This is a genomic window from Streptomyces sp. NPDC012508 (assembly GCF_042902595.1).
Taxonomy (GTDB): domain Bacteria; phylum Actinomycetota; class Actinomycetes; order Streptomycetales; family Streptomycetaceae; genus Streptomyces.
Genome location: NZ_JBIBEO010000010.1, coordinates 38080 through 61384, shown reverse-complemented (window position 1 = coordinate 61384; position 23305 = coordinate 38080). Strand labels below are relative to the sequence as shown.

The 23305-nt window shown below is 72.6% G+C and carries 19 protein-coding genes and 2 pseudogenes; 11 read left to right on the top strand and 10 right to left on the bottom strand.

From position 1 onward, the window contains the following. Nucleotides 1–25 precede the first annotated feature (25 nt). Entirely contained in the window at nucleotides 26–1117 is a 1092-nt protein-coding gene (locus tag ACFY8U_RS30375) for a Rieske 2Fe-2S domain-containing protein (protein ID WP_389575461.1), read from the bottom strand. 518 nt (nucleotides 1118–1635) lie between these two features. Here ACFY8U_RS30375 and ACFY8U_RS30370 point away from each other — a divergent pair. Both ACFY8U_RS30370 and ACFY8U_RS30365 read left to right on the top strand, forming a co-directional pair. Beyond that, nucleotides 1636–2916: a serine hydrolase domain-containing protein gene (locus ACFY8U_RS30370; protein ID WP_389575460.1), complete on the top strand. Its 1281-nt coding sequence runs from the start codon at nucleotides 1636–1638 to the stop codon at nucleotides 2914–2916. 717 nt (nucleotides 2917–3633) lie between these two features. Next, nucleotides 3634–7689, top strand: a complete 4056-nt coding sequence (locus ACFY8U_RS30365) for a molybdopterin-dependent oxidoreductase (protein WP_389575708.1) — start codon at nucleotides 3634–3636, stop codon at nucleotides 7687–7689. 61 nt (nucleotides 7690–7750) lie between these two features. Here ACFY8U_RS30365 and ACFY8U_RS30360 read toward each other — a convergent pair whose 3' ends face one another. The 4 genes and pseudogenes from ACFY8U_RS30360 to ACFY8U_RS30345 form a co-directional block, all read right to left on the bottom strand. Then, the gene (locus ACFY8U_RS30360) at nucleotides 7751–9721 is read right to left on the bottom strand and encodes an ABC transporter permease (RefSeq protein ID WP_389575459.1); all 1971 of its coding nucleotides are present in this window, start codon (nucleotides 9719–9721) and stop codon (nucleotides 7751–7753) included. A gap of 83 nt (nucleotides 9722–9804) precedes the next feature. Beyond that, a complete protein-coding gene (gene modA, locus ACFY8U_RS30355; protein WP_389575458.1) occupies nucleotides 9805–10644 on the bottom strand; it encodes a molybdate ABC transporter substrate-binding protein in 840 nt (279 codons plus the stop codon). Between the two features lie 82 nt (nucleotides 10645–10726). After that, entirely contained in the window at nucleotides 10727–11122 is a 396-nt protein-coding gene (locus ACFY8U_RS30350; RefSeq protein WP_361598171.1) for a helix-turn-helix transcriptional regulator, read from the bottom strand. Nucleotides 11123–11313: 191 nt separating this feature from the next. After that, nucleotides 11314–11469, bottom strand: a pseudogene (locus ACFY8U_RS30345) (molybdopterin cofactor-binding domain-containing protein); the annotation flags it as partial. On the opposite strand from ACFY8U_RS30345, the pseudogene ACFY8U_RS30340 reads away from it, so the two are divergent. After that, nucleotides 11413–11673, top strand: a pseudogene (locus tag ACFY8U_RS30340) (PucR family transcriptional regulator); the annotation flags it as partial. The pseudogenes ACFY8U_RS30345 and ACFY8U_RS30340 sit on opposite strands and share 57 nt — an antisense overlap. A 41-nt stretch (nucleotides 11674–11714) precedes the next feature. Here ACFY8U_RS30340 and ACFY8U_RS30335 read toward each other — a convergent pair. Further along, nucleotides 11715–12113, bottom strand: a complete 399-nt coding sequence (locus tag ACFY8U_RS30335) for a molybdopterin-binding protein (protein ID WP_389575457.1) — start codon at nucleotides 12111–12113, stop codon at nucleotides 11715–11717. Nucleotides 12114–12122: 9 nt separating this feature from the next. Then, complete coding sequence (locus tag ACFY8U_RS30330; protein WP_389575456.1) at nucleotides 12123–12623, bottom strand: VOC family protein; 501 nt, start codon at nucleotides 12621–12623, stop codon at nucleotides 12123–12125. A gap of 176 nt (nucleotides 12624–12799) precedes the next feature. Here ACFY8U_RS30330 and ACFY8U_RS30325 point away from each other — a divergent pair, with 176 nt between their 5' ends. Then, nucleotides 12800–13933, top strand: a complete 1134-nt coding sequence (locus tag ACFY8U_RS30325) for a hypothetical protein (RefSeq protein WP_389575455.1) — start codon at nucleotides 12800–12802, stop codon at nucleotides 13931–13933. A gap of 85 nt (nucleotides 13934–14018) precedes the next feature. Continuing rightward, nucleotides 14019–14747: a DUF6215 domain-containing protein gene (locus tag ACFY8U_RS30320; protein ID WP_389575454.1), complete on the top strand. Its 729-nt coding sequence runs from the start codon at nucleotides 14019–14021 to the stop codon at nucleotides 14745–14747. Between the two features lie 10 nt (nucleotides 14748–14757). Here ACFY8U_RS30320 and ACFY8U_RS30315 read toward each other — a convergent pair whose 3' ends face one another. From ACFY8U_RS30315 to ACFY8U_RS30305, 3 genes are all read right to left on the bottom strand, one after another. After that, on the bottom strand, nucleotides 14758–15363 hold the full coding sequence (locus ACFY8U_RS30315; protein ID WP_361433765.1) for a GNAT family N-acetyltransferase: 606 nt from the start codon (nucleotides 15361–15363) through the stop codon (nucleotides 14758–14760). 70 nt (nucleotides 15364–15433) lie between these two features. Continuing rightward, on the bottom strand, nucleotides 15434–15970 hold the full coding sequence (locus ACFY8U_RS30310; RefSeq protein ID WP_389575453.1) for a MarR family winged helix-turn-helix transcriptional regulator: 537 nt from the start codon (nucleotides 15968–15970) through the stop codon (nucleotides 15434–15436). 158 nt (nucleotides 15971–16128) lie between these two features. Next, nucleotides 16129–17496 carry an MFS transporter gene (locus ACFY8U_RS30305; RefSeq protein WP_389575452.1) on the bottom strand — a complete coding sequence of 456 codons (1368 nt, stop codon included), beginning with the start codon at nucleotides 17494–17496 and terminating at the stop codon, nucleotides 16129–16131. Nucleotides 17497–17733: 237 nt separating this feature from the next. On the opposite strand from ACFY8U_RS30305, the gene ACFY8U_RS30300 reads away from it, so the two are divergent. The 6 genes from ACFY8U_RS30300 to ACFY8U_RS30275 all read left to right on the top strand — a co-directional run bounded on the left by ACFY8U_RS30300 (nucleotide 17734) and on the right by ACFY8U_RS30275 (nucleotide 23300). After that, on the top strand, nucleotides 17734–19218 hold the full coding sequence (locus tag ACFY8U_RS30300; protein ID WP_389575451.1) for an aldehyde dehydrogenase family protein: 1485 nt from the start codon (nucleotides 17734–17736) through the stop codon (nucleotides 19216–19218). A gap of 148 nt (nucleotides 19219–19366) precedes the next feature. Then, complete coding sequence (locus ACFY8U_RS30295) at nucleotides 19367–20311, top strand: VOC family protein (protein WP_389575450.1); 945 nt, start codon at nucleotides 19367–19369, stop codon at nucleotides 20309–20311. Beyond that, nucleotides 20308–21111 (top strand): aspartate dehydrogenase domain-containing protein, encoded by an 804-nt coding sequence (locus tag ACFY8U_RS30290; RefSeq protein WP_389575449.1) that lies wholly within the window; start codon nucleotides 20308–20310, stop codon nucleotides 21109–21111. Before ACFY8U_RS30295 ends, ACFY8U_RS30290 begins: the two co-directional genes overlap by 4 nt. Before the next feature lie 140 nt (nucleotides 21112–21251). Beyond that, nucleotides 21252–22055 carry an alpha/beta fold hydrolase gene (locus tag ACFY8U_RS30285; RefSeq protein WP_389575707.1) on the top strand — a complete coding sequence of 268 codons (804 nt, stop codon included), beginning with the start codon at nucleotides 21252–21254 and terminating at the stop codon, nucleotides 22053–22055. Then, nucleotides 22046–22567 (top strand): cupin domain-containing protein, encoded by a 522-nt coding sequence (locus ACFY8U_RS30280; RefSeq protein WP_361673218.1) that lies wholly within the window; start codon nucleotides 22046–22048, stop codon nucleotides 22565–22567. The genes ACFY8U_RS30285 and ACFY8U_RS30280 overlap by 10 nt, the downstream gene beginning before the upstream one ends. Then, nucleotides 22560–23300 carry an SDR family oxidoreductase gene (locus ACFY8U_RS30275; protein WP_389575448.1) on the top strand — a complete coding sequence of 247 codons (741 nt, stop codon included), beginning with the start codon at nucleotides 22560–22562 and terminating at the stop codon, nucleotides 23298–23300. The genes ACFY8U_RS30280 and ACFY8U_RS30275 overlap by 8 nt, the downstream gene beginning before the upstream one ends. The last annotated feature ends 5 nt before the right edge of the window (nucleotides 23301–23305 follow it).

Below are 23305 nucleotides of genomic sequence, written 5' to 3'. Positions count from 1 at the left end.
CCCGGCCAGGTCGCACGGATGCCGGCTAGCGGGCGGTCGTGCCCGGCGTGAGCGGAACGCCGTTCGTACGCAACACGTCCCGGACGTCGAGGATCAGCGGGAACACCTCGTGGTTCCGGTCCTCGCCCTGTTCGTCCCAGGCCCGCTGCTCGGCCTCCACCGCCATCCGGTCCTGGGCGAACACCCGCTCCGTGAAGCGGCGGATGAACGGCCAGGCGAGGTCCAGCGCCCCCGGGATCGACGGCTTCGCGATCATCAGGAGGCCGTACGCGTGATTGGTGCGCTGCTCGGCGTCCTCCGGCACATAGGCGACCCAGAGGGAGAACGCGGGGAGTTCGGCATGCGTCGGCACCGCCTGGAGTGTCTGGTACGGATATTCGGTGCGGACGGTGACGACATCGGGGGAGTCGGCACCGCCGATCCCTTCGGCGGAGAGCAGCCCGGCGCCGCGGTCTTTCCTGCCGCCGCCGGGAACGAAGAGATAGCGCGCCTCTACGAACCGCGGCCCGGTGTCATATCCGAGGAGCTTGGGCTTGATCCTGCCCAGCACACCCCGGTGGAGGAACTGGTGATTCATGTCGAGCAGGTTCTCGTGCATGAAGGTGTAGTGACACCGCACGGTGCGCGAGAACGTCATGGTCTTGTGCCGGGGCGAGTGGAACTCCGGCAATTCCGGAAGCGGTGTCGTCGCCGCCTTCTCCGGGTCCCCGGGAAAGACGAACACCAGTCCGTACATTTCGCGGACCGGATAGGCGCGCACGCCCCGCGGTGGCCGGTCGACCCCCTTGGGGAGATAGGGGATCTGTGAGATGCGCCCGTTCCCGCGGTACGCCCAGGCGTGATAGCAGCATCGGAGCGTCTCGCCCTCGACCACTCCCATGCTCAGCGGTACCTGACGATGTGCGCACCGGTCCTCCAGGGCGAAGACCTCACCGCTGGCGCCGCGGTACAGCGCGATCCGTTCGCCCGCGAACACCGCGGCGAACGCCTTTCCCTTGGGGACCTTCCGCGACACGGCGACCGGATACCAGAAATCGGGGTGGATTCCGATTCTCCGGAGGTCGGTGAGGGCCCCGGACTCTTCGGCGGTCGTACGCCGTGGTTGCGCCTCGGTCATTCACCACTCCCTCGCCGGGCAGGCTTCGCTGCGGACGTGCTCTTCTGCAGGGTGGCAGCGGGTGGGCGGTTCAGCCACCGCGTACCGAGCCGTCACCGCCGGGGACCCGCCCTGCTCATCGCCCCCGCGACGAGGTCTCCTCCAGCTCACGACGGGTGCACGGCCGGGCCGGGAGGCGACGGCCGGCACCATCGGCCGCAGGGCCGGCGGGGTGACTGCGACGATCGCCGGCCGGAGGCGGGCGACGCCACCTCGGCCCGAGGCGTCACCCGAGGCGTCGTGAAGTCGGCGATCATGCTGATGCCCGCCGGCCCTACTCCGACGATCCGCGACGGCACGGCAAGGCCGGACGGAGTGGAGGACTCCGGATCATGTGGGCCCGTGTCAGGAACCGAACCCGTCGCGTTGGCACTCATGATCCATGGGTCCCGGAGACGGCGTGCGCCGCGGCCGGGCCCTTCGGAACCTCACGGCACACCTCAGCCCGTGTGCCGTGTCGAACGAGTCGAGGAATCAACGTGCCCCTGTCGTCGCATCGACGCCTTGCCATCAGCACCACCCTGCTCGCCGCACTCGCGGCCGGCGTCGTCCCCGCCACCGGCGCGGTCGCCGCCCCGGCCGCTCCCGTCGCCACCTCCGATGCCGCCGCAGCGGCGGCGGCCGCCCGCCCCACCAGCCCCGCCCCCGACATGGAGGGCGTGGCCGCAGCGCTGAACGCCGCCATGGCCAAGGGTGCACCGGGCGCCATGGCCCGGTTCACCGGACCGAGAGTCGTCCGCACGGAGGCCCTCGGCGTCCGCGACCGCGTCTCGGGCGCGCCCATGGACGCCGCCGCGCGCTTCCGCATCGGCAGCGTCAGCAAGACCTTCTCCTCCGTCGTCCTGCTGCAGCTGGTGGACGAGGGCAAGATCGAGCTGGACGCGTCGGTCAACCGCTACCTGCCCGGGCTGCTGCCCGACGACAAGATCACCGTGCGTCATCTGCTCACCCACCGCAGCGGGTTGGCGGACTACACCGACAAGATGTTCAACCAGACCGTCCCGGGCTTCGAGGCCGTACGGAAGCGGGTCTTCAGCTACCAGGAGCTGGTGAACCTCTCCCTGAGCGAGCCGCGCACCACGCAGCCCGGCGTGGCGTACAAGTACTCGAACGCGAACTTCGTGGTCGTCGGCATGCTCATCGAGAAGGCCGCCGGCGGTCCGGTCGCCCAGGAGTACGAGCGCCGCATCATCAAGCCGCTGGGGCTGCGGAACACCTCGTACGTGCACCCCGACACCCTGATCTCCGGGCTGCACGCGCGCGGCTATCTGCACCCCGACGAGGCCGGCGGGGCGCTCGTGGACTCCACGGAGCAGACCGTGTCCTGGGCGCAGTCGGCCGGGGCGGTCATCTCCAACCCGGCGGACCTGAACACCTTCATGACCGCGCTGATGCGGGGCAGGCTGCTGTCGCCGCAGATGCTCGACGCGATGACGACCGTGACCCCCACGGACGCCACCAACACCCGGTTCTACGGTCTCGGCCTGCGCCGCTACGACCTGTCCTGCGGCACCCAGGTGTTCGGCCACACGGGGACCGTGCAGGGCTTCTACACCTACGCCTTCGCGACGCGGGACGGGAAGCGCAGCCTCGCCGCGATGGCGAACACGTCGAACCGGGGTGAGGCCAACACCGCCCTGGGCGGCACGCTGGAGGCCGCGTTCTGCGGCAAGAAGCCGGCGACGGCGAAGTCCGCGTCTCCCACGGAGCGCGGCTTCTCGATGCTCCCGGCCGAGAAGGACCTGCCCGAGCGCGGCTGACCCACGACCCACCGACCGCGGGTCGGACGGGAGTGATCAGGGGCCATCGGTCGCTCGACCGATGGCCCTTCCGCGTGCCCGTGTCGTCGCTCCGTACGACGGGAGGCGGTCGTGGGCGGCTCGCCGGTCACCGCGAGGTCCGGCCCAGGCGGGCGGCCGCGATCGCGAGGGCGGCCCACCGCCCATGGGCTCGCTCCTCGGGGAACCCACGCACCCGGCCGCCCCGCCCGCGCGCAGTCGCGGACGGGGCCGGGCGCGATCCACCTCGGGGGCCACGGCGAGGACCGCGTACCTCCACCCTCCCACCGGCCGTCCGCCCGCGACAGGGTCGTGCACGAAAGAACCGCGGGCATATTCCGCGACGATCGACGCGGCTCCCCGGGCGCGGACCGGCCCCGCCGTCCGCCCCCCTCGTCACGCGCTCGTCGTCGCCCCGCGGTGCTTCCCGAACGCGACCTTCGGTGGTGTCTCGGAGTCCAGGCGCCCACCACGACCGGGCAAGTCCGCCGGTCCGCGACTCACACCCCCGGTCCGGACGGTGTGTGACGAGCGTTACCGTGCATGATCGCCCGCGGTCACATCGGCGCAACGGGCGTTCCGTACCGTCGAGGCCACGCTCGATCGACAGAGAGGCCCCAGCCCGTGCCCCCACAGGACTCCTCTGCCGCCGTCGACCAGGTGCGGACCGTCTGCTCCTACTGCGGCGTGGGCTGCGGCATGCTCCTCGACATCGCCTCCGGCCCCGACGGCCGCCGCACCGTCCTCAAGGCCTCGGGCGACAAGGCACACCCCGCGAACCGTGGCCGGCTCTGCACCAAGGGCGTGACCACGGCCGACATGCTCGCCGCGCCGGGACGGCTGACCACCGCGCTCGTACGCCCGGAGCGCGGGGCCGAACCCGTACCGGCCGCGGTGGACGAGGTGATCACGCACACGGCCCGGCGGCTGCGGGCCGTCATCGACGAGCACGGGCCCGGCGCCTTCGCGATGTACGTGTCCGGGCAGATGAGCCTGGAGGCCCAGTACCTCGCGAACAAGCTGGCCAAGGGCTACATACGCACGAACCGGATCGAGTCCAACTCGCGGCTGTGCATGGCGAGCGCGGGCAGCGGTTACAAGCTCTCCCTCGGGGCCGACGGCCCGCCCGGTTCGTACGAGGACTTCGAGCGGGCCGACGTCTTCCTCGTCATCGGCTCGAACATGGCCGACTGCCACCCCGTCCTGTTCCTGCGCCTGATGGAGCGGGTGAAGGCGGGCGCCCGGCTGATCGTCGTCGACCCGCGGCGCACCGCCACCGCCGACAAGGCCGACCTCTTCCTCCCTATCACCCCCGGTACCGACCTGGCCCTGCTCAACGGGCTGCTGCACCTGCTGCACGAGAACGGACACACCGACGCCGGCTTCATCGCGGAGCACACCGAGGGCTGGGAGGCGATGCCGGCCTTCCTCGCGGAGTACCCGCCCGCGAAGGTCGCCGAGATCACCGGTCTGCCGGAGGCCGACATCCGGCGGGCGGCGGAGTGGATCGGCACGGCGGGGGAGTGGACGAGCTGCTGGACCATGGGGCTCAATCAGTCCACCCACGGCACCTGGAACACCAACGCACTGATCAACCTGCACCTGGCGACCGGCGCGATCTGCCGCCCGGGCAGCGGGCCGTTCTCCCTCACCGGCCAGCCCAACGCCATGGGCGGGCGCGAGATGGGGTACATGGGGCCGGGACTGCCCGGACAGCGCTCGGTGCTCGTCGACGAGGACCGCTCCTTCGTCGAGGAGCTGTGGGGGCTGGAGCCCGGCACCGTACGCGAGGACGGATCCGGCACGGGAACGGTCGACCTGTTCCGGCGCATGGCCGACGGCGAGATCAAGGCCTGCTGGATCATCTGCACCAACCCCGTCGCCTCGGTCGCCCACCGCAGCACCGTGATGGAGGGGCTGGAGGCGGCCGAACTCGTCATCACCCAGGACGTGTTCGCCGACACCGAGACCAACGCCTACGCCGACGTCGTACTGCCCGGCGCCCTGTGGACCGAGACCGAGGGCGTACTGATCAACAGCGAACGCACCCTCACCCTCGCCCGCGCCGCCGTGGATCCGCCCGGGGAGGCGCTGGCCGACTGGCGGATCATCGCGCGGATCGCCCGCGCGATGGGGTACGAGGAGGCGTTCTCGTACGACAGCGCCGAGGAGGTCTTCGAGGAGATCAAGCGCGCCGCGAACCCGAAGACCGGATACGACCTGCGGGGCGTGACCTACGAGCGGCTGCGCGCCACGCCCGTGCAGTGGCCCGCCCCGACCGCCGACGGCCCGGACCGCAACCCGATCCGCTATCTCGGGGACGACGGCGGCCCGGTGTTCCCGACGGCGACCGGACGGGCGGTGTTCTTCGCCCGCCCCCACGTCCCGGCGGCCGAAATGCCCGACGACGACTATCCGTTCGTCCTGAACACCGGACGGCTCCAGCACCAGTGGCACACCCTCACCAAGACCGGCAAGGTCCCCGCACTCAACCGGCTCGCCCCGGGGCCGTTCGTCGAGATCCACCCGGACGACGCGGAACGCCTCGGCATCGGCGAAGGCGACTCGGTGGAGGTCGCCTCCCGGCGCGGCCGGGCCGTGCTGCCCGCGGTCGTCACCGACCGGGTACGGCCGGGCTGCTGCTTCGCGCCGTTCCACTGGAACGACCTGTTCGGCGAGTATCTGAGCATCAACGCGGTGACCAACGACGCCGTGGACCCGATCTCCTTCCAGCCCGAGTTCAAGATGTGCGCGGTGACACTGGCGAAGGTCGCCGCACACCCGGAAGAGCCGTCCGTGCTCGTGCCGGCCGTGATCGCGGAGCCGTCCGCGCTCGTGCCCTCCGACGTTCTGCCCGGCGCCCCGGCCGTCTTCGGGCTGGAGAGCACACCCCCGCCCACGCTCGCCGAGCACGAACGCCAGTACCTGGTCGGCTTCCTCGCCGGGCTGGCGTCCGGCGCGCCAGGTGTTCCCGTCCTGCCGCCCGGCGCCCCGTTCAGCGACGAGCACGCGCGCTGGGTGAACGGCGCGCTCGCGGGCCTGTACTCCCGAGCGCCCCGGACCGGTGCGGAGAACACGACCGGCACCCCTACCGCCTCCGGCCGTGAGGTCGTCGTGCTCTGGGCCTCCCAGACGGGCAACGCCGAGGAGTTCGCCGCGTCCGCCGCCGAGCGGCTCTCCGCCGAGGGCCACCGCTCCGTGCTCCTCGGCATGGACGGCATGGATCCGCGGTCCCTGCCGCCCGCCGCCGATCTGCTGCTCATCACCAGCACGTTCGGCGACGGCGACGCCCCGGACAACGGCTCCGGATTCTGGGACGCGCTCACGGCCGCCGATCCCCCGATCCTGGAGGGCAGGCGGTATGCCGTGCTCGCCCTCGGGGACTCCTCGTACGACGACTTCTGCGGCCACGGACGCCGCCTGGACCGGCGCCTGGACGAGCTGGGTGGCGTACGTCTGGCACCGCGCACGGACTGCGAGCCGGACTACGAGCACTCCGCCGACGCCTGGCTGGCGCAGGTCCTCGACCGGCTCTCCGGGGAGCCGACGGCCGAGGCCGCGCCCGCCGTTTCCGCGCCCACCCCTCCCGCACCGGGCGCCGCCCCTTCTCGGGCTGCCTCACCGGTCCGTACGGCCAAGCAGACCCCGGCCACCGCTCGGCTGACGGGCAACCGTCTGCTCAGCCTGCCGGGGGCGGGCAAGGAGGTCCGCCGGTTCACCTTCGACACCCGCGACAGCGAGACCCCGCTCCGCTACGAGGCCGGCGACGCCCTCGGCGTCCACCCCGTCAACTGCCCCGACCTCGTGACCGAATGGCTGGCGGTCACCGGAGTCGACCCCGCCGCCACGGTCGAGGTCGCCGGCATCGGCGCGGTCGGGCTCGCCGACGCCCTGCACCGGCACCTGGACATCACCCGCCTCACCCCCGCCCTCCTCGCCTTCGTCCACGAACGCACCGGCGACCGCGACCTGAGGAAGCTGCTGCGCCCCGACAACAAGGGCGAACTGGCGCGCTGGTCCTGGGGCCGCCAGGCGGTCGACGTCATCGCCGAGTACCCGGTCCGCGCCACCGCGCAGGAGTGGGCGAGCGTCCTCAAGCGCCTCCAGCCGCGCCTGTACTCCATATCCTCCAGCCCGCTCACCGTCCCCCACGAGGTGTCGCTGACGGTCTCCGTCGTCCGGTACGAGAACCTCCACGGCCGCCCCCGCAAGGGGGTCTGCTCGCCGTACCTCGCCGATGCGGCGCCCGGCGCACCCGTGCCCGTCTCCGTCCGGCGCTCACCCCACTTCCGGCCTCCGGCCGACCCCGGCACACCGATGGTGATGGTCGGCCCGGGGACCGGGGTGGCTCCCTTCGTCGGCTTCCTCGAAGAACGCCGGGCCCGCGGCCACCAGGGCTCGAACTGGCTGTTCTTCGGGGAGCAGCACCGCGCCACGGACTTCCTCTACGAGGACGAGCTGACCGCCTTCCTCGCCGAGGGCACCCTCACCCGGCTCGACACCGCCTTCTCACGCGACCAGCGCGCCAAGGTCTACGTCCAGGACCGGATGCGCGAGCACGGTCACCAGCTCTGGTCCTGGCTCCAGGACGGCGCGCACTTCTACGTCTGCGGCGACGCCGCGCGGATGGCCGAGGACGTCGACCGGGCGCTGCGCGACATCGCCGTCGCCCACGGCGGCCTCGACGAGGAAGGGGCGGTGCTGTACGTCAAGCAGCTCGCCGCAGACAAGCGATACGTCCGCGACGTGTACTGACGGCCGCTGCGCGCCCCTAGTGCGCCCCTCTGTGCGCGCATGTGCGCCCCCTCCCGGGGCGTCAGAGCGCCACGGCGGTCGCCTCGGTGGCCTTGACGCTGGTCCAGACGGGCGTTCCGTCGGCGAGGCCGAGTTCGGCCGCGGCCTGCGGGGTGATCTCGGCGACGAGGTCGGGCGCCTCGTCGGAGGTGATCAGCACGCGCAGCCGGCTGCCGCTCGCCGTGATCTCCCGTACGGTGCCGGGCCAGACGTTACGGGGGCTGCCACCGGGCCGTTCGCGGTGGACGGCGACCGCCTCGGGCGCGATGACGGCGAGCGCCTCCGTACCGGTCGGGAGCGGGTCGGCGACGACCAGGGTGCCCCCGGCGGTGAGTGCGAGGCCCTCGGCCGTGGCGGTGCCGGGCCAGGCGTTGCGGCCGAGCATCCGGGCGACCCAGGGGGAGCGCGGGTGGCGGCTGACCTCGGCGGGGGAGGCCTCCTGGAGGGCGCGGCCCTCGTCGAGGACGAGGACCCGGTCGGCGAGGGAGACGGCCTCGACGGGATCGTGGGTGACGATCAGACAGACGCCGCCGAAGCCCTGGAGATGTGAGCGCAGCGTGTGGCGGACATGGGCCCGCGTGGTCTGGTCGAGGGCGGCGAGCGGCTCGTCGAGCACCAGGAGCCGGGGGCGGGCGGCGAGCGCCCGGGCGAGTGCCACGCGCTGGGCCTGGCCGCCGGACAGCTGGGCGGGGCGGCGGTGGGCGAGGTGCCCGACGCCGAGGCGGTCCAGCCACTGCTGCGCGGTGCGCCGTGCCTCCGCCCGGCGCACGCCCTGGGCGCGCAGTCCGTACGCGGTGTTGGCGAGCGCCGACAGGTGGGGGAAGAGGGCGCCGTCCTGGGGGACCCAGGCGACGTGCCGACGGTGTGGCGGAAGGCCGGTGACGTCGACGTCACCCAGGCGAAGGTCGGCGTGGGCGCGTGGGGTGAGGCCGAGGAGGGCCCGCAGGAGTGTCGTCTTCCCGGCGCCGTTGGGGCCCACGACGGCGATGGTCGTGCCGGGCTCCGCGTCCAGGGTGAGCCGGGTGAAGCCGGTGACCTCGGCGTGCAGCGCCCAGTCCTCCCGGGGAACGGACGACTCGGCGCCGGCGGAGGCGAAGGGGCCGTCCGGGAGGGCACGGTCCGAGGGGGACGCGCCGGGCAGGGCCCCGTCCACCGGCCGCGGGGGCTGCTCCTCGCGTCCGCGACCCGACGGGGTGCCGGTCCAGCGCCCGCGCAGCGCGATCAGTACGGCCATGGCGATGACGAGCAGCAGCAGGGAGACGGAGGTCGCGGCCTCCGGCTCGTCCTGGAGCAGCAGATACACCTGGAGCGGCAGGGTCTGCGTGGTGCCGGGCAGGTTCCCGGCGAAGGTGATGGTGGCCCCGAATTCGCCGAGCGCCCGTGCCCACGTCAGGGCCGCGCCGGCGATCAGTCCGGGCGCCACCATCGGCAGGGTGACGGTGAGGAAGACCCGTACCGGCGAGGCACCGAGAGAGGCCGCCGTCTCCTCGTACCGCAGCCGCAGCCCGCCCAGCGCGCCTTCCAGGCTGATGACGAGGAACGGCATGGCGACGAAGGTCGCCGCGAGGACCGCGCCCGAGGTGTGGAAGGGGAACGTGATGCCGAAGGTGGACTCCAGCCAGGGGCCGAGCAGCCCGCGGCGGCCGAACGCGAGGAGCAGCGCCACGCCGCCGACGGTGGGCGGAAGCACCATCGGCAGCAGGACGAGGGAGCGGACGAGCGCCTTGCCCGGGAACGACACCCGGGCCAGCAGCCAGGCCAGCGGGACGCCGAGCACCAGGGACAGGCCGAGCGACCAGAACGACACCACGAGGGAGAGACGCAGCGCCTGCGTCGTCCCGGGTGAGCCGAGGTGGTCGGTCAGCTGGCCCCACTGCGTCCGGGCGAGGATGCCGATCAGCGGCAGTACGAGGAAGGCCACGGCCAGCAGCGCGGGAATCGCCAGGGCGAGGGGCGCGCGAGCGCCCCGGGCGCGACGGCCGGTTGTCTTCATCGGTGGTCCCTGCGGGTCGGTGGGGAATGGGGGAGGGGCTGTCCGTCCCCCCGGAACGGGCAGCCCCTCGGGGATCGCTCCTGCTACGGCTTCTGGAAGCCGGCGTCCTGGAGGATCTTCTGGGCCTCCGGAGTCGACAGCCAGGCGACGAACGCGGCGGCGGCCTCGGCGTTCCTGGACTCCTTGAGGGTGGCCGCCGGGTACGCGGCGATCGCGTTCTGGGCGTCGGGGATCTCGACCGCGTCGACCTTGTCGGGGGCCGCCGCGGCGTCCGTCCGGTAGACGAGTCCGGCGTCGGCCTCGCCGAGTTCGACCTTGCTCAGGACGGCGCGGACGTTCGGCTCCTGGGAGACCGGCTTCACCGTGATCTTCTGGGCGTCGAGGACCTGCTTGCTGTACTTGCCGGCCGGCACCTCGGGTGCGGCGAGCACGACCTTGAGCTTGGTGTCCGCGAGGTCCTTCAGCTCGTCGACCTTGTGCGGGTTGCCCTCGCCGGTGGCGATGACGAGCCGGTTCCTGGCGATCACGGTCGGGGTGCCGGTGTCCGCCTTCACCTGGGCCATGCTCTTGGTGTCGGCGGTGACCAGGGCGTCGGCGGGCGACCCCTGCGCGACCTGGGCCACCAGCTCCTGCGAGCCCGCGAAGGAGAACGTGATCTTCGTGCCGGGATGCGCCTTCTCGTACGCGGCGCCGGCCGTCTTGAACACGTCGGTCAGGGACGCGGCGGCCAGCACCGTGAGGTCGGCCTTCGGGGCGCCCGACGCGGACGTGGACCCCGAGGTCGAACCCCCGGTGGACTTCCTGGTGTCCTCGTTGCCGCAGGCGGCGAGAGGAACGAGCAGCGCGGCCGTCACGACGGCGGCGGCGACACGGCGCCCGGAGAAGGTGCGGGACAGGGACATGCGGTGGAACTCCTTGGGCATGGGTCGGCAGGATGCCGTCCGTCGCGGATGGTGACGAGCCGCGCCGGTGACGGACGCCGCCGCTCGGGAAATGCGTGAGGGGTCAGGTGCGGTCGATGTGCACGCTGGTCGACTTCACGCGGGCGGTGGCCTGCATGCCGACTTCCAGTCCCAGCTCGTCCACGGCCTCACGGGTGAGGAGGGAGACGAGCCGGTGCGGGCCCGCCTGGATCTCCACCTGCGCCGCGATGTCGCCGAGCTTGATCGCGGTGACGATGCCGGGGAAGGCGTTGCGCGCCGAGGTGTAGGACGCGTCTTCCTCGCCGGTGCCGCCCTGGGCGATCTCCACGGAGAAGGCGGCCAGATCCCGGCCGTCGATGAGCCGGCGGCCGCTCTCGTCGCGGTGGGTCGAGACCCGGCCGGCGTCCGCCCAGCGGCGGGCGGTGTCCGGGCTGACGCCGAGCAGACGGGCGGCCTGCCCGATGGTGTAGGACTGCATAAGCGACACCGTAGAGCGATTGTCCTGGCATCTGCAACAAGTCCGTAGGACTGTCCATGGCGAATGCGAGGCGGTCTGGAGGAAAGGATGAAGGCCGGCCCGCTCAGTCGGTTCCGTAGGGCGGGGCGGGCGCCGCTGACCACCTCGCGCAGGAGCGGGCCCTCGAACCGGTGGTGCTGCGGTCCGTTCGTGACGCAGTCGAAGAGCGTCGCGCCGAGGGCCTGGGCGACTCCGCCCTCCACCTGTCCGCGGCACTGCATCGGGTTCATGACCTTGCCCGCGTCGGCGGCGTGGACGCTCCGCAGGATCCTCATCTCTCCGGTACCCGGATCGACGGCCAGCCGGAATCACTGGGCCCGCTCCTGCCGGGCGGCGGGTCCTCGAACGCCGTGCTGCTCGAGACACTGGAGGTGTTCCTCGCCCACGACGGGTCCTGGGCGAGGACGGCCAAAGCGCTCCATCTCCATGTGAACACGGTCCACTACCGCATCGCACGCATCGAGACCCTGACGGGACGTGACCTGTCCCGCCTCGACCACAGACTCGACCTGCGGACCGCGCTGCTCCGCGGCCGAGGCCGGCCGGCCGGTCGTCAGCGCAGGTCGATATGGACGTTCGTCGACTTCACCCGCGCGGTCACCGTGACGCCGACGGAGAGGTCGAGTTCCTCGACGGACTCCCTCGTCACCAGCGACACGAGCCGGTGCGGACCGGACTGGATCTCCACCTGCGCGGCGACGTCGTCGAAGCGGACGGCGGTCACGATCCCGACGAACGAATTGCGCACGGAGGTCGGCGGATCGTCCTCCGGCACCGCGTACAGGCCGGCGCCCCGTTCCTTGGCGAAGGCCGCGAGGCCGGCACCGTCGATGACCCGGTTTCCCGACCCGTCACGGTCCATGCGCAGCCGACCGCTGTCGGCCCACCGGCGGACGGTCTCCGAGCTCACTCCGAGCAGCTCCGCTGCCTGCCCAATGCTGTACGACGGCACACCCGCACTCTAGCCCTCGGTGGGTCGGCCGCCGTCGGGCGCGGAGTCCATGGAGCGCATGGCGTCGTCGGCCCGCTTCTTCATCTCCTCCGGGGCGACGTCCTCCACGTGCGTGGCGACGCTCCAGCGGTGGCCGAAGGGGTCTTTGAACTGCCCGGTCCGGTCGCCGTAGAACTCGTCCTTGACCGGCGACACCTCCGTGGCCCCGCGAGAGAGGGCGTCGGCGAAGACCGCGTCCACGTCCTCCACGTAGACGTGCAGGGTGACGGGCGTGCCGCCCACCGACGTGGGCGAGCGGAAGCCGATGTCCGGAAACTCGTCCGCGAGCATGATCATCGAGTTGCCCAGCGCCAGCTCGGCGTGGCCGATCCTGCCGCCGGGGGCCGGCATCCTCATCCGCTCGTTCGCCCCGAGCACGGAGACGTAGAAGTCGATGGCCGCCGCGGCTCCGTCGACACAGAGGTACGGCGTGAGGCTCGGATAGTCCTCGGGAACGGGCTTCACACTCACGGGTCTTCCGCCTTTCGCAGCGGGACGGTCACCGCCGACCGTCGCCTGCGACCACTGATATCCCGAACCTCCTGACGGCCCGCCCACGCCGCGCGGCGCCCCGTGACCGGATACCCCGAAGGGCCGCCCGGGCCCAGGCGCACGGACGGGCGGGGCCGCTCACTAGACTCGCGGGAATGATCATGCCCTCGTCCCCGCAGCTCACGCCGGAAGCCGCCAGAGGCCTCATGGGCCTGACCGGAGCGGTCGTCGCACCGGGCCTCAGCGAGCGGGAACTCGACGGGATCGAGGCCCGGTTCGGCTTCACCTTCGCCGCCGACCACCGCGTCTTTCTCGCCGCCGGGCTCCCGCTCGGCTCGCCGAGCTGGCCCGACTGGCGTGACGGCGACCCGGCCGACCTTGCCGGCCGGCTCTCCTTCCCGGCCGAGGGGGTCCTCTTCGACGTCGAGCACGCCGGCTTCTGGCACCCGTCCTGGGGCACGAGGCCGGCGTCCCGGTCCGAGGCGCTGAGCGTCGCACGGACCGAGCTGGCCGACGTCCCGCAGCTGGTCCCCGTCTACGGCCACCGGTACCTGCCGGGCACGGCGGGCGAGTGGGGTCACCCCGTCCTGTCCGTCCACCAGACCGACATCATCTTCTACGGCAACGACCTCGCCGACTACATCCGGCACGAGTTCACGGGACGGGCCGGCAGCCCCGGCGCGGAGGCGACCGTCGACTTCTGGTCGTACTTCGTCGACGGGGGACCGGGCACCGACGTCACCGCACCCACGCCGCACTCCCCGTACGCCGTCGACGCGCACGAGGCCGTCGAGTACTTCCGGATGCTCGCGCTGGAGCGGCTGATCGGCCGGAAGGTCCGCCCGGAGCGGCTGATCGAGGCGGCGCTCTCGGCCCTCGTGCTCGACGTCGGGACGGAGTCGCTCCCGCTGCTCGCCGGCCTCACGCGCTCCGAACGGGACGACGCGCCCGCGCTCTTCGACCGGGTCCTCGCCGAACTCGGGCCGACCGGGACCCTGCCCGCCGACGACACCAGCGTTCCCTGGGAAGCGGCCCGCTGGGAGCTCGTCCGCTGGTGGCTCCGGCTGATCGTGAACGGCAGCATGGAACCCGGGGCCGGTGGTGACGTGATCACGTACGAGGGCTGGCACGCGCTGGACCGGCCTCAAGGGCTCAGGGTGCTGGTCGACCTCGTCGACGCGTACTACGGCTGGGAGACGCGCAAGGACGGGAAACGCGCACAGGCGGCGCGCGAGATCGTCGCGGAGGCCGAGCGGCTGCTCACGGGCCCCTGGCCGCCGCGGAGCTGAGAGGAATTCCCTTGTCCGCCCGATGATCACGGGTTAGTGTGCCCCGGCCCCGGCACCTGTCGGGCGTTTCGCTCGGGTGGGGGACATGGCGGAGGACATCGACGCGCTGCCGAGAGGCGCGGGCATGTGGGGGCAGGTCGTAGCCGGTCTGTTGCTCGTACCGGCACTGGGGCTCGGCGCGTGGGCCCTGGGGGAGACGGCGGACACCGGCGGCGGCCCGCCACGGCCCGCCACGTGCTCGGACGGGGAGTCCGCGGAGGCGCCGGGGGAGACCGCCGAGGCGCGCGGGCGGCTCTCCGGCGACCAGCTCTGCGAGGCGTTGAACCGCCCCGATCTCGCCCGACTCCTGGGCACCCCGGAGGAGATGGCGACGTCCGCCAACGGCAGCGACGGCTCCCTCAGGCTCGCCGGAGCCGCCAGGGACATCGCCACGCCCACGTCCGAGGTCGAGTTCGCGACCTACACCGTGACGCTGGCGGCCACCTACGACGGCCGTCCGGTGGCCGGTCACACCCCGTTCGGCGGACACAGCGCCGAGGAGCGAACGGTCCTGGGACGCCCGGCGGTCCTCTACTCGGACCGGACCATCAGCATCCGTTTCCGCCTGGACGGAAGCGACGCCGAGACCGGTCCCGGCGTCCCGGCCCGCACCGTCACCGTGGCCCAGGACGCCGAGGACAGCGGCGGCTCCTACGAGGTGACCCTCTGGCGTCAGGACGGCGCGGAGCCGGACGACGCGGTCCTGCTCCGTGTCGCCGAGACGGTCCTGCCGACGCTCCCGGGGTGGAGCCCCGCGAGCGCCGTACGGCAGTGACCGGAATCCGCTAGGCGGCCGGGTGGCGCGGCTCGCGCCACATCGCCCACAGCACCGGGCCGCCGCCCGGGAGGCTCAGCTCCTCGCGCACACGGAAGCCGAAGTGCTCGTAGAAGGGCAGGTTGTCCGGCTTGGAGGACTCCAGGTAGGCGGCCTGCCCCGCCGCGTCCGCCTTGGCCAGGCCCGAGCGCAGGAGCGCGGCCCCGTGCCCCTGGCCCTGGGCGGCCGGGTCGGCGCCGATCAGCGCCAGGTACCAGTGCGGCTCCTGAGGCGTGTGCTGCGCGGCGGCCTCCACGGCGGCGCCGAACACGGGCGCCCGGTCACCGAGGATGTTCTGGAGCTCCTGGATCGTCTCCGCGTCGGGAACGGCCTTGGCCTGCGCCTCCGGCGGCACCCAGAAGGCGGCCGCCGCCGCGGTGCGCTCGCACACCGCGTGGTGGACGTACTGCCGGGTGAACAGGGTCGTGAAGTAGCGGCCGAGGGCCGCCTCGCGCGAGGTGTCGTCGGGGAAGAACCAACGCATCATCGGGTCGTCGTCGAAGGCGCGGGTCAACGCGCGACCGATCATCGGCGCGTCGTCGAGCGTTGCCGTCTGCGGAATGTTCGTTATCGACATACGGGTCATTCTGCTCCCCGATGATCTTGGACCGTGCGGCGGGGGTCCGGTTCGCCCGCTTCCGCTCCCGTCACACCGGGGCTTCCTCCGGCTCGTCCGAGTCGAGGATCGAGGTCTCCAGCTTCCGGAGGAGGCGGGCGAGTTGCCGGCGCTCGGCGGGCGACATCGCGTCGAGCATCCGGCGTTCGTTGTCGAGGTGCTCGGCGAACACCGTGTCCACGGTGGCGAGGCCGTGGTCGGTGAGGCGGGAGTAGACGACCCTCCGGTCGTCCGCGTCCCGTTCGCGCACGATCAGTCCGTCCTTCTCGAGCCGGTCGATCCGCAGGGTCACGCCCGCCGAGGAGACGAGGCCGGAGTCGGCGAGCTGCCCCGCCGTCAGCCGGTACGGCTCACCCGAGCGCCGCAGCGCGGTCAGCACGTCGAACCCGGCCACGGACAGGCCGTGCCGCTCGATCGACGCGGTGATCCGGGTGTTGTAGCGGAGGAAGGTGCGGTGCAGCCGGGCGAGAACGTCGAGGGGGCTCGTGTCCAGCTCCGGACGTTCGCGCGCCCAGTCCTCCATCACCTTCGCCACCGCGTCGCGGCTCGCCGGCTTCGATGCAGCCATGTTCCATCCCCTCGTACGGCTCCGGCCGGCATCCCCTCCGGCATCTCACAGCACTGAGAATCTTACTGCTCAGGCATTCGAGCCCGGGGGCGGAGGGACGCCGACGGCCCGCGGCGGTGGCGTTTCGCCACCCCGGCGGGCCGTACGACGCCCAGGTGTCAGCGGTTGAGCTCCTCCAGCGTCCTGCCCTTGGTCTCGACCGCGAACCAGGCGATCACGGCACCGACCAGGGCCATGGCCGCGAGCTGGGCGAAGACCAGGGACAGGCTGCCGCCGGCGCCGATGATCGTGCCGACGACGACCGGCCCCAGGATGACGCCGAGCCGGTTCCACAGACCGCCGAACGCCGCGCCCTTGGCCCGGTTGGCCGTCGGGTACAGCTCGGGGGAGTAGAGGTAGAGACCCGCGTTGATCGCGTACAGGAAGAAGGTCGTGCAGGAGGCGAAGACGGCGACCTGGCCGCCCGACGTCGCTCCCGCCAGGGCCAGCACGCCCAGCGAGAGCGCGCCGCCGACGAGCGCGGCCATCAGCGCCGGCCGGCGGCCGATGCGGTCGATCAGCATGGCGACGAGGAACGTGCCGAGCAGGCCCGTCACATTGCTCAGCAGCGTGTAGACGAGGGCCGTGGTCAGGTCCAGGCCGAACTGCTTGGTGTAGAGCGACGGCAGCCAGGTGGAGATGCCGTGGTTGACGTAGTACGCGACGAACCACAGCCCGGAGAGGACCGCCGTACGGCGCAGGTAGCGGCCCCGGAACAGGTCGCGCAGCCGGCCGGCCCGCGTGACGTCCTCGGGGATTCCGGCGGCCGGTGCCGGCAGCGGTGCGGCGGTGGCGCGGGCGACTTCCGCCTCGATCCGGGCGATGGCGGCCTCGGCCTCCTCGGTGCGGCCGCGGGCCAGGAGCCAGCGCGGGGACTCCTCGACATGGCGCGGCAGCGCGGCGGCGATCAGGACGGGGAGGGTGCCGATGACGAACATGGCGCGCCAGCCGAGGTTGGGGACGACCCAGACGGCGACCAGCGTCGCCGCGGCGAGACCGGCCGGGAAGATCATCTCGTACAGCAGCACGAAGCGGCCGCGCTTGTCGGAGCGGGCGATCTCGTTGATGTACGTCGCGGCGACGGGGACCACTCCGCCGATGCCGAGGCCCTGGACGAACCGGAAGAGCGAGAAGGTCTCGATGGAGCCGGAGAAGGCGACGGCGAGGCTGGCGAGCCCGGTGACGGCGACACCGAGAGCGACCGTACGCACCCGGCCGATCCGGTCGCCCATCCATCCGGCCGCGAGGGCGCCGAGGAGCATGCCGATCGAGGCGGCGGTCACGGCGAAGGTGGCCTGCCCGGTGGTCAGGTTCCATTCCTTCATCAGGACGGGCAGTGCGGAGGCGGCCAACAGCTGGTCGAACGCCTCGAAGAAGGTGACGGCGCCGATCAGAAAGCGCACCTTGACATGCCAGCGCGAGTGCGGCAGTCGTTCGAGTCGCGCGGCTATCGAGCCGAGGGCCTGCTTGCCGGCCACAGTCGTCATGGAGGGGTCCTTCCGCGAACAGAGAAGTTGCGGAGACAGTAGGTTCAGCTATCTAAGCGGTCAATGGTTAAGGGCTTAGCAATCTAGAACCCGCCGGCTCGTCACACATCCTTGCGGTGGGTCCACTCCACGCTCAAGACCTGTTGCGCAACGATTTCGAGCCGGGGGTCTTGCGTCGAAATAGTTAAGCGCTTAGATTTCAAGCACTTCGAGAACGGCTTCGCCAGGAGGTTCCCCGTGCCCCACCACCCCACCGACATCCTGATCGCGGGCCAGTGGCGGCGCGGTGCCGGCGAGCCGCTCGACACCGTCGACCCGGCCACGGGGCGGCTCCTCGCCACCGTGCACTCCGCCTCCGCCGAGGAGGTCGCCGAGGCCGCGGAGGCCGCCGCCGAGGCCGCGGCCGACCCGCGGTGGCGGGAGCTGCTCCCGCACGAGCGCGCCCGTCTGCTGCACCGGATCGCCTCGCTCACCGAGGAGGCGGCCGACGAGCTGGCGGCGCTGCAGACCGCCGACACCGGCAAGACCCTCACCGAGACGCGCGCCCTCGCCCTCAGCGCGGCGGGCACGTTCCGTTACATCGCCGCCGCCCTGGAGACCGCCGAGGACGCGCTCACCCCCTCCCGTGGCGCGTACGTCACGATGAGCGTGCACGAGCCCATCGGGGTTGTCGGGGCGATCAACCCCTGGAACTCGCCCATCGCCAGCGACGCCCAGAAGATCGCGCCGGCCCTCGCCGCGGGCAACGCGGTCCTTCTCAAGCCGGCCGCCTGGACGCCCCTGGTCTCCCTCGCCTTCGGCAGGCTGATCACACGGGCCCTGGAGGAGTTCGGCCTGCCCACGGCGCTGCTCTCCGTGCTGCCCGGCAGCGGCCGGGTGGTCGGCGACGCCCTCGTACGCCACCCCCTCGTCGCCCGCGTCGGATTCACCGGAGGCACCGCGACGGGCCGGTCGATCGCCGCCGTGGCGGCGGAGAAGCTGATCCCCGCCTCGCTGGAGCTCGGCGGAAAGTCTCCGACGATCGTCCGGGCCGACGCCGACGTCGAGCAGGCCCTGGCCGGTGTGCTGTTCGGGATCTTCTCCTCCAGCGGTCAGTCCTGCATCGCCGGCTCGCGGCTCTTCGTCGCCCGGGAGGTCTACGACTCCTTCGTCGGAGAGCTCGTCGCACGCGTCCGGAAGCTGCGGGTCGGCCCCGGAACCGATCCCGCCACCCAGGTCGGCCCCCTCGTGCACCACCGCCACCGCGACGCCGTCGCCGCCTACGTCGACCTTGCCCGGTCCGAGGGCGGACGGGTCCTGTGCGGCGGATCGGTGCCGGAGGGGGAGCGGTACCGGGACGGCGCGTACTACCTGCCCACCGTCCTCGACGGCCTGCCGAACTCCTCCCGCACCTGCCAGGAGGAGATCTTCGGCCCGGTCCTCGTGGCGCTTCCGTACGAGGACGAGGACGACCTGGTCCGCCAGGCCAACGACTCCGTCTACGGCCTCGCCTGCGGCATCTGGACCCGGGACGCGCGCGCCGCGTGGCGGCTCGCCCGCCGGATCGACGCGGGGACCGTCTGGATCAACACGTACAAGCAGTTCAGCGCCTCCACGCCGTTCAGCGGCTGGAAGGAGAGCGGCCTCGGCACGGAGAAGGGCCGCGACGCGATCCGCGCCTACCAGCGCCAGAAGTCCCTGTACTGGGGCACCTCCGACGCCCCCCTTCCCTGGGCCGGCTGACCCGGCCCGCCCCCGCGCCGCCCGCCCCGGGTACGCCCCCGCGCCGAGCCGGGCGCGCCCCCGAGCCGCCCCGGCTGCCCGCCCCCGCCGCCCCCCGGCGCACCGCCGGCCGCCCGCCCCGGCACGCCCGCCCCGTCTGGAGAGACCTATGCACCCCGCACCGCCCGGCCCCATCGCACGGCTCCGCTCGCTGCGCTACGTCGAGCTGCACACCCCCGCCTTCACCGAGGCCGCCGACTTCTACGAGGAGGTCTGGGGGCTGGAGACCGTCGAGTCCGACAGCGGCGCGCGCTGGCTGCGCGGCACCGGTGACGAGCACCACGTCCTGCACCTCACCGAGCGCAAGCGCGTGGGCCTCGGCCGGCTCGCCTTCGCCGTCGCCACCCCCGCCGAGGTGGACGAGGCCGCCCGGCGCCTCGAAGCACGCGGCATCGTCCCCGTCTTCGGCCCCGGCCCGCTCGACCAGGCGGGTGGCGGCTACGGCCTGCGGTTCACCGACCCCGAGCGGCGGCTCGTCGAGATCAGCGCCCAGGTCGAGGCCGTCGTCCCGCGCGGCCGCGACGGCGCGGTGCCCGTCGGGGTCACGCACGCCGTGCTGAACACCACCGACATCGACGCCGCCGTCGCCTTCTACCGCGACGTCCTGGGCCTGCGCGTCTCGGACTGGTCCGAGCACCAGATGGCGTTCCTGCGCTGCAACGCGGACCACCACTGCATCGCCTTCAACCAGGCCGAGTGGACCTCGCTGAACCATGTCGCGTACGAGATGAGCTCGGTCGACCACTTCATGCGGGGCCTCGGGCGGCTGCGCCACCACGGCATCACCCCGCAGTGGGGCCCCGGACGGCACGGCCCCGGCAACAACACCTTCTCCTACTTCACCGATCCGTCCGGTCTCGTCTGCGAGTACACCTCCGAGGTCGCGCAGATCGTCGAGGACACCTGGATCGCCCGCGTGTGGCGGCGGGTGCCGGAGCTCTCCGACCTCTGGGGGACGGCCGGCCCGCCGTCGAAGGAGATCCGCTGCCACATGGCGGGCACGCCGGACCCCGGCCCGCTCGCGCCCGTCGACGCCCGGAAGGACATCGCATGAACACCGCACGCGTACGCAAGGTCGGAGTGGTCGGCTGGGGAGCGATCGGCCGGACCGTGGGCACCGCCCTCGCCGAGGGGCGGGTGGACGGCGCCGCCCTGGCGTGTGTCGTCGACAACCGTCCGCTCGGCGAGACGGCACCCGCCCCGCAGGTCCCCTTCGAGGAGGCGCTCGACCTCTGCGACCTCGTCGTGGAGGCCGCGGGCCAGGGCGTCGTACGGGAGTGGGGCGAGCGCGTGCTCGCCTCCGGCACCGACCTGCTGATCGCCTCCAGCGGGGCCATGACCGACGACGAGCTCGCCGAGCGGCTGCTCGCGGCGGGGCCGGGGCGGGTCTACTTCACGGGCGGCGCCGTCGGCGGACTCGACCTGCTCCAGGCTGCCCGCGCGCTCGGCCCGCTGGACGAGGTCCGCCTGACCACCATCAAGCTGCCGTCGACCCTCGAGCAGCCCTGGATGGACGAGGAGTTGCTGACCCTCATGCGGACGGCGACCGGACCGGTCGAGGTCATGGCCGGCACCGCTCGCGAGGTGCCGGCGAAGTTCCCCAAGTCGACGAACGTGGCCGCGTCGGTCGCGCTGGCGGTCGGCGACCTGGACGCTGTGCGGGTCCGGGTCGTCGCCGATCCGGCCGCGCACCACACCCGGCACGTGATCGAGGCCTCCGGCCCGCACGGCGCGTACCGCTTCGAGGTCGCGCACGTCCCGGACGCGGACAACCCCGCCACCAGCAGGGTCGTGCCGTACGCGGTGCTCCGCAGCCTCGCGGCGCTCGCCGGGCGGACGGGACAGATCCTGTGACCGCCCGCGCCGACGCCCGCGCCGACGCCCGCGCCGACGCCCGCGCCGGTGCCCGCGCCGACGCCCGGGCGGGCGTCGAGGCCGATGTCCGGGGCGGCGCCCGCGCCGAACGCGGTGTTCCCGTCCGGGCGGACGTCCATATTCAGGCAGACGTCCATGTCGAGGAGGCCGGCGAGCGCGGTCCGCTGCTGCTGTGCCTGCACGGCATCGGGTCCTCCTCTGCCGCCTTCGCGCCGCAGCTCGCCGAACTCTCCTCGTACGTACGGGTCGTCGCCTGGGACGCCCCCGGCTACGCCGCCTCTCCCGACCCCGAAGTCCCCCTCACCCTCGACGACTTCGCGGACGCGGCCGCCGCCGTCATCCGGGAGCGCGGCACGAGCGCACACGTCCTCGGCGTCTCCTGGGGCGGGGTGATCGCGCTGCGGCTCGCCGCCCGCCATCCCGAACTCGTCGACTCCCTCGTCGTCGCCGACTCCAGCCCCGGCTCGGGCACGGACGCGACGAAGGCCGCGGGCATGCGGGCCCGCGCCGGCGAGCTGGCCGAACTCGGTCCGCGCGCCTTCGCCGAGGCCCGCGGACCGCGCCTGGTGTCGCCCGGCGCCCCGGACGCGCTGGTCCGGCGGGTCGTCGACACCATGGCCGCCTCGGTGCGGCTGCCGGGCTACGCGTACGCCGCCGAGTCCATGGCCGCCGCCGATCTCCGCGCCGAACTGCCCTCGATCGCCGCGCCCTCCCTCGTCCTCTGCGGCGACCAGGACACGGTCACCGGCATCGAGGCGAGCCAGGAGATCGCCGGGGCCCTCCACAAGACCGCCTTCGTGATCGTCAAGGACGCCGGTCACCTGGCCAACCAGGAGCAGCCGGGCCGCTTCAACGCCTGGCTCCTCTCCCACCTCCGTATCACCGCGCGTATCCCCGAACAGGAGTTGTCACCATGCCTCTGACCACCACCGCGTACGACAACGGCGACGACCTCGCCGCGTACACCGACTCCCTCATCGCCACCAAGGCGTCCCGCGTGGCGGACTTCGACACCCTCTCGTTCCAGGAGAAGGCCGGTCCGCAGTACCGCCGCGGCCAGATCCGCTACGTCGGCTCGGGCGCCACCGGCAACCACGAGGGCGACAGCCGCATCATCCCGTCCGGCGGCTTCACCTTCTCCAACATGCTGCTGCCGCCCGGCGCCGAGGGCCCGGCGCACACCCACCACGACGTCGAGGAGGCCTTCTTCGTCCTGGAGGGCGAGGTCAAGGTCGGCATCCACCGCGGCCCGGACGAGGCCGAGTACCGCACCCTCGGCTACCGCGACATGATCGTCGTCCCGGCCGGTGTGACCCGCTCCCTGAAGAACGAGGGTGACACCGACGCCCTGTTCTGCGTCGTCATCGGCACGCAGAAGCCGCAGGTGCCGTCGTACCCCGAGTACTCCCCGATGCACGGGGTCACCCGTGACTGACCTCCGGGTCGTCGTCGTCACCGGGGCGGGCCGTGGCCTTGGACTGGCCATGGCCCGCCGGGCCGGCGCCGACGGCTTCCGGGTCGTCGTCGCCGAGCTGGACGCCGACCGGGGCGAGCACGCCGCCGCCGAACTGCGCGCGGAGGGCGCCGACGCCCACTTCGTACGGTGTGACGTCGCCGACCCCGGCTCGGTGGACGCGCTGGCGACCGCCGTGCGCGCACTCGGCCCCCTGTACGGCCTGGTCAACAACGCCGCGCTCGCCAACGGGGTGGGCGGAAGCGAGTTCCAGGACATCGACGTCGAGGTGTGGGACCGGCTGATGACGGTCAACGCCCGCGGCCCGTGGCTGGTGTCGAGGGCGCTCCACCCGCTCTTCACCGCGCCCGGGCGGATCGTCAACATCGCCTCGGACGCCGCCCTTTACGGCTCTCCCCGCCTGGCCCACTACATCGCCTCCAAGGGGGCGGTCATCGCCCTCACCCGGGCGATGGCACGCGAGCTCGGCGACAGGGGAATCACCGTGAACGCGATCGCCCCCGGGCTGACCGAGGGCGAGGCGACCGAGACCGTGCCCGCCGAGCGCCACGACCTCTACCGCGCGAACCGGGCCGTCACCCGGCCGCAGCAGGCGGAGGACATCACCGGGATCGTCTCCTTCCTGCTCGGCGAGGAGTCCCGCTATCTGACCGGACAGGTGATCGCCGTCAACGGCGGCTTCACCATGAACTGAGCTGT

Excerpts from the sequence above, each read along its gene's own strand:
- ACFY8U_RS30375 (WP_389575461.1), bottom strand. The coding sequence starts at position 1,117 with ATGACCGAGGCGCAACCACGGCGTACGACCGCCGAAGAGTCCGGGGCC.
- ACFY8U_RS30365 (WP_389575708.1), top strand. The coding sequence starts at position 3,634 with ATGCTCCTCGACATCGCCTCCGGCCCCGACGGCCGCCGCACCGTCCTC.
- ACFY8U_RS30360 (WP_389575459.1), bottom strand. The coding sequence starts at position 9,721 with ATGAAGACAACCGGCCGTCGCGCCCGGGGCGCTCGCGCGCCCCTCGCC.
- modA (WP_389575458.1), bottom strand. The coding sequence starts at position 10,644 with ATGCCCAAGGAGTTCCACCGCATGTCCCTGTCCCGCACCTTCTCCGGG.
- ACFY8U_RS30350 (WP_361598171.1), bottom strand. The coding sequence starts at position 11,122 with ATGCAGTCCTACACCATCGGGCAGGCCGCCCGTCTGCTCGGCGTCAGC.
- ACFY8U_RS30325 (WP_389575455.1), top strand. The coding sequence starts at position 12,800 with ATGATCATGCCCTCGTCCCCGCAGCTCACGCCGGAAGCCGCCAGAGGC.
- ACFY8U_RS30320 (WP_389575454.1), top strand. The coding sequence starts at position 14,019 with ATGGCGGAGGACATCGACGCGCTGCCGAGAGGCGCGGGCATGTGGGGG.
- ACFY8U_RS30315 (WP_361433765.1), bottom strand. The coding sequence starts at position 15,363 with ATGTCGATAACGAACATTCCGCAGACGGCAACGCTCGACGACGCGCCG.
- ACFY8U_RS30310 (WP_389575453.1), bottom strand. The coding sequence starts at position 15,970 with ATGGCTGCATCGAAGCCGGCGAGCCGCGACGCGGTGGCGAAGGTGATG.
- ACFY8U_RS30305 (WP_389575452.1), bottom strand. The coding sequence starts at position 17,496 with ATGACGACTGTGGCCGGCAAGCAGGCCCTCGGCTCGATAGCCGCGCGA.
- ACFY8U_RS30295 (WP_389575450.1), top strand. The coding sequence starts at position 19,367 with ATGCACCCCGCACCGCCCGGCCCCATCGCACGGCTCCGCTCGCTGCGC.
- ACFY8U_RS30290 (WP_389575449.1), top strand. The coding sequence starts at position 20,308 with ATGAACACCGCACGCGTACGCAAGGTCGGAGTGGTCGGCTGGGGAGCG.
- ACFY8U_RS30280 (WP_361673218.1), top strand. The coding sequence starts at position 22,046 with ATGCCTCTGACCACCACCGCGTACGACAACGGCGACGACCTCGCCGCG.